The following is a 1,930-nucleotide window of genomic DNA, read 5'->3' as shown; positions in this document are numbered from 1 at the left end:
AGGTCGGGTCGCCCGGGGGGATTTCACCCCCGGGCTCCCACGGAACCGTGCGTAACAGTCTCCCGTTACACGGCTCTTGTCATCCTGATCACCAGAAGCGCGGTGTCCATGCCCAGTGGGCGAAGAGCCTCGGGTACTGGCGGGTGATGCGCTGCCAGCACTGTTGGGCCTTCCTGAACGGCCGCAGTCGTTTGTACTTCTTGCGGATCCAGCGCACCAGGTAGGCGTTGATGCGTTCCAGGAGGGGCAGCAAAGCGGAGCGGTAGTACGCCCCGTAGTACTGCAGCCAGCCGCGCACGATCGGGTTTATCTTTCGTGCCAGCTCGGCGAAGGTGTGGCCGATCCGCAGGTGGATCCGCCAGGAGCGGACTTGCCCACTGATCTTCTTCAGGGCTTCCTTGCTGATCGCGGGCAGGAAGTTGGTGAAGTTCTTCCCCTTCCTGCTGCGCGCCTTACGGGCTTGGAACGTGAACCCCAGGAAGGTGAACGACGTGTGCTCGTACGAGCCGCGCCGGTTGCCGTCCTTGCAGTACACGATCTTGGTCTTGTCGGGGTGCAGCCGCAGCCCGACCTCGTCCATCCTGTTCCCGAGTGCCGCCAGCACCTGGCGGGCCTGGCGCTCGCTGACGCAGTGCACGACCGCGTCATCGGCATAGCGTTCGAACTGCACGTCCGGAAAGTTCCGGGCGAGCCAGGTGTCGAACGCGTAGTGCATGAACAGGTTCGCCAGCACGGGCGAGACCGCGGACCCCTGCGGGGTCCCCCGGTCCCGCTCCTGCAAGGTCCCGTCGGACAGTTGCAGCGGCGCTTGGAGCCACCGCTTGACATACAACGTCACCCAGACGGCGTCGGTGTGAGCCTGGACAGCCTTGACGATGAGGTCCCACCGGACGCTGTCGAAGAACTTCTGAATGTCAAGATCGATCACCCAGTCTTTCTTCCAACACCGTTGCCGGCAACGCTGGACCGCATCCAGGGCCGCCCGATTCGGCCGGTAACCGTAGGAATCCTCGTGAAATATGGGATCCACACGAATTCCCAAGTGCCTGGCTACCACCGTCTGCGCGACCCGGTCGGCGACGGTGGGGACGCCGAGCATCCTCGTGCCGCCGCCGTGCTGTTTCGGAATCTCCACCGCTCGCACCGGAGGCGGGAAGTACGTCCCCGACGACATCCGATTCCAGATCTTGTAAAGGTTGCCCTCCAGATCGGCCTCGAAGTCGGCAATGGACTGCCCGTCCACCCCCGGCGCGCCCTGATTTCGCTTCACCTCACGAAACGCCTCCCAGACCTCCCACTTCGAAATCTCAAACGGCTTCTCTGGTGACTTCAGCTTGTCCATCGGCTCCTCCCGAACAACGTCCGGTTGACCAGACACACACAGCCACGGATGACCCGGCCCCTTCGCTCCACCCCCATTACAAGGGCTTCAGCACTACTACGAGCCGGTCCGCCAGCACGCCTCGCGACGGTACTCAACCCCTTGCGGTGTCAGCCGCTTGAAGCACTCCCTCTCGCACCCCATCCCGGGGCAACGGTGTCGAGACATGCCTTCCCACGTTCCATGCAAGAGCGGCAGATCAGGCTCACGTCACCTCCATGCCGGACACCACCTGGCCAGTAAACGGGTATCCGCCAGGCTCTTCCCGGGATCAACAAGGCACCCCGGTTTTGATGCCACCTAGAGTTAAATAACGACACGTCGTCAGTGATTCGCTCGCGCTCGTCTTCCTGATCCCCACCTGACACTTCAATCAGTGCCTTTTCCACATCGCTCACCACGGTCGCGTTACCACTTCCGCAGCATGTGGCGGTTTGGAACCTCCCCCCGCAGGGCGACTCCGAAGGGCCAACCTTCATCTCCTGCACAGCACCGCATAAAGTCGCTCTACCTACATCAAGCTCCTCCTTGCGTTCGTGGCACACCTTG

The 1,930-nt window shown here is 62.4% G+C and carries 1 protein-coding gene; it reads right to left on the bottom strand.

The window, feature by feature from the left end; translation table 11 throughout:
* Positions 1-88 precede the first annotated feature (88 nt).
* Positions 89-1,342: a group II intron reverse transcriptase/maturase gene (gene ltrA, locus SLP03_RS31315; RefSeq protein ID WP_319464247.1), complete on the bottom strand. Its 1,254-nt coding sequence runs from the start codon at positions 1,340-1,342 to the stop codon at positions 89-91.
* Positions 1,343-1,930 lie beyond the last annotated feature (588 nt).

Source organism: Micromonospora sp. RTP1Z1 (assembly GCF_033804685.1).
Classification (GTDB): Bacteria; Actinomycetota; Actinomycetes; order Mycobacteriales; family Micromonosporaceae; genus Micromonospora.
This window is presented reverse-complemented; position numbering and strand designations above follow the sequence as displayed.

Excerpts from the sequence above, each read along its gene's own strand:
- ltrA (WP_319464247.1), bottom strand. The coding sequence starts at position 1,342 with ATGGACAAGCTGAAGTCACCAGAGAAGCCGTTTGAGATTTCGAAGTGG.